This window comes from Xenorhabdus stockiae (assembly GCF_002632825.1).
Classification (GTDB): domain Bacteria; phylum Pseudomonadota; class Gammaproteobacteria; order Enterobacterales; family Enterobacteriaceae; genus Xenorhabdus; species Xenorhabdus stockiae.
The window spans coordinates 1-2632 of the sequence record NZ_NJAJ01000096.1; the positions used below are offsets into that span (position 1 = coordinate 1).

Consider the following 2632-nt stretch of genomic DNA (forward strand, 5'->3'; position numbering starts at 1 on the left):
AGGAATGGCGATAACCGGCCAGACTTGCAGGAAGTCACCGGTAGCCATATCGACAGGTTCACCTTCCGTTTTACAGGTTCCGGTACAACTGCCTTCTTTGTTAGTGGACTTGTTGTCAACGGGATCTTGTTCGGTATTTTTGGGTTTCACTTCAGAGGCATTTTGGGATTGGGCCTTTATTTTACCGCCAGCAGGAGGTTTGGTATTTTTAACCACGGCTTTCGCACCTTGTTTGGCTATCCCTCCCAACCCTGTTACCCAACTAGCTCCCTCAACGATCAATGCCCCACCTTGTTCTGCCTTATCCGTGATGTCGAACCGAATGGCATCCACATGGCTAAATTCGACAGCCTTATCGGCAGCTTTGTTTAATGTATTGGCAGCGGCAAGGGCGGTATCACCTATGGTATCAGCACCTACGAATTTTAATATGGTGCCGGTACTAGACATTAGTGAAGAAGGCATAATCGTCCCCCCTCTGATGGCTAATTCAGCTATATCAGGTACGGTATTCCAAGCCCCTTTTGCTGCACCTATGGCGGCCTTTCCCGGATTATCCCAGGCGGCATTCAACTTTTCTTTGGCTTCCTCTCCCCACTTTTGCACATCTTCCTTGGTCTCATCCCACCATTCTCCCGCCTTGTCCAAAAATCCTTTTTCTTGTTCAGTTTCCGGTGTGACGGCCGCATTTGCTTCATGTGGCGGATTTGCCCCCTGTGGTGCCTGTCCGACGATTTGACCTATCGTATTGCCCTCACCGGTTGGGCTATCGTCCCGTGTTTTTTCAGGCAGTGTCATATTATGCTGGGGACGACCGTCGTCGTCTTCTTCCCATTCTTTCAGTGGGTATTCACCATTTTTGAATTTTTCAGAGGTTTTCTCAGCAACTTCTTTGAAGTACTGGGCAGAGAATTCTGCGTCTTCTCCATAATAACTTGGATCATATTGTCTGCTTTGGGGATATAATACATTGACATTATCTAAGGCTTTTTCAGCTTCGGCTAACGTGCGAATATTAAAATCCTGACAAAAATCTTTTGTACTATAGGGTGTAGCTACAAGGTCATTAAACCGAAGATTTTTGGATTCTGACATAGGTGTCCCTCCTTATGACCCATTCATCCAAAATTTATCTCCGTGGCGCAGCACCAGTTTGTTGCCGGCACGTACTGTACGGGTGTGCTCCAGTGGATGGCATTTACCCCCCACAGTGCCACTTTTTACACCATTTGCCACACCCGGTTGGTCACCGAGTGTGGTGGGTACAAAACTGCGGGCAAACACCACCACCGGCATGCCATTGGCCCGCACGGTTTTTTCCGGTGCCGAACTGTCCGCCAGTTTCGCCACCACCGGATAGGGGATGGGCGGTGTGGCAGGTCCTATCGGGGTTTTGCACACGTCCGGTAACATGCCGATAATCATCCAGGTGCCGGCAGTACGGGCAATGTAGTTATCAGCCATCTTTTTTCTCCTCTTCCAGTGGCGCTAGTTTGAGCAAGGGTGAATCCGGGTTGATTTCAAATCGGGCTTCGGCGACCCGTACGGGCAGGGCGGCTTTGAAATTCAGTCGGCAGGTCATGTGCAGTGTTCTGGCCTCGCTGTCGATAATGAGCGTATCGAGGCGCATCGGCACAGGTAACAAAATCCCGTTTTGCATGCGCAACAAAATGAATGGGCGATGTCCCGGCAGGTTGACATGCAGGTCACTGTGGGGCGTTAGGCCGCTCAGGGTGATGGCAATATCGGTGTCCGGCCAGTCTATTTGTTGGTCAGCTGGTGCGCCGTTCCAATAGCCGAAGTCAAAATCTTTTGGCAGATAAGGGTGGCGGTGTTCTAGCCAGTCGGCATCATAAGTACCGGCCAGCTGGCGGCGGGGGAGCCACGGACGACCGATAAAGCCCATGCCCTGCGGTTGGCAGGCTGGGGTATCTGTAGGTAATGTGCCGGTTAGTTGCGCTGTAAAATGCTCAGCAGTAAAAGGGGCATCTGACTGGATGATGCGCGGTGCCGGATAGCGAATGAGGTGTTTGGCATTGGCGTACCACGGAGTAATAAACCCCGTTCCCAGTGGATTGGTTTCACAAACCGCATGAGCCACCGGGGCATTTTCTCCGTCAGGATGTCGTTGGCGCTGTTCCGGAGTCAGGCGGTCACGCTCTTTGAGGTGTTTGTTTGCTTTATCGTCTGCCTGAATTTTGCACTCACCCCCGAAAGCGTAGCGATAATCCAGCGGCAGTGTGGTAAAGGTTTTTGGCTCCGTTAGTTGCCAATGGCCGCTGGCATCACGGATAAACTCCCGCTCACCGGTGATGGTCAGGGTTTTGTCGAGCAGGGGCTGACCCTGCCGGGTTTTGACCTGCAACCGCACGGGAAATTCAGTGCAAGGTCGGTTATCCGGCGCATAGGCTGTGCCATTAACAATCACATCACAGCGTGGCTTGAAGGGTGCAAGGTCACTTTCCTGCAATACCTGCGAGGCATTCATCTGCCCGCGATATTCATCCTGTAAACACAACGGTGGCGCGGGCAACAGTTCGGCGACGTATTCCCCCTGTCCGGCAGGCATCAGCTGGTAGCCGATTTTCATGACCGCCACGTGATGCTCGGTATCTTCGACATCGAACATTTG

At 51.9% G+C, this 2632-nt stretch carries 2 protein-coding genes and 1 pseudogene; all 3 read right to left on the minus strand.

What is annotated here, in order from left to right:
• Positions 1-1095: pseudogene (locus tag Xsto_RS20325) on the minus strand (hypothetical protein); the annotation flags it as partial.
• Between the two features lie 12 nt (positions 1096-1107).
• Positions 1108-1464: a DUF4150 domain-containing protein gene (locus tag Xsto_RS20330; protein ID WP_099126265.1), complete on the minus strand. Its 357-nt coding sequence runs from the start codon at positions 1462-1464 to the stop codon at positions 1108-1110.
• On the minus strand, positions 1457-2629 hold the full coding sequence (locus tag Xsto_RS20335) for a DUF2169 family type VI secretion system accessory protein (protein WP_099126266.1): 1173 nt from the start codon (positions 2627-2629) through the stop codon (positions 1457-1459). The genes Xsto_RS20330 and Xsto_RS20335 overlap by 8 nt, the downstream gene beginning before the upstream one ends.
• Positions 2630-2632 lie beyond the last annotated feature (3 nt).

Coding starts and splice junctions, on each gene's coding strand:
- Xsto_RS20330 (WP_099126265.1), bottom strand. CDS start 1,464: ATGGCTGATAACTACATTGCCCGTACTGCCGGCACCTGGATGATTATC.
- Xsto_RS20335 (WP_099126266.1), bottom strand. CDS start 2,629: ATGTTCGATGTCGAAGATACCGAGCATCACGTGGCGGTCATGAAAATC.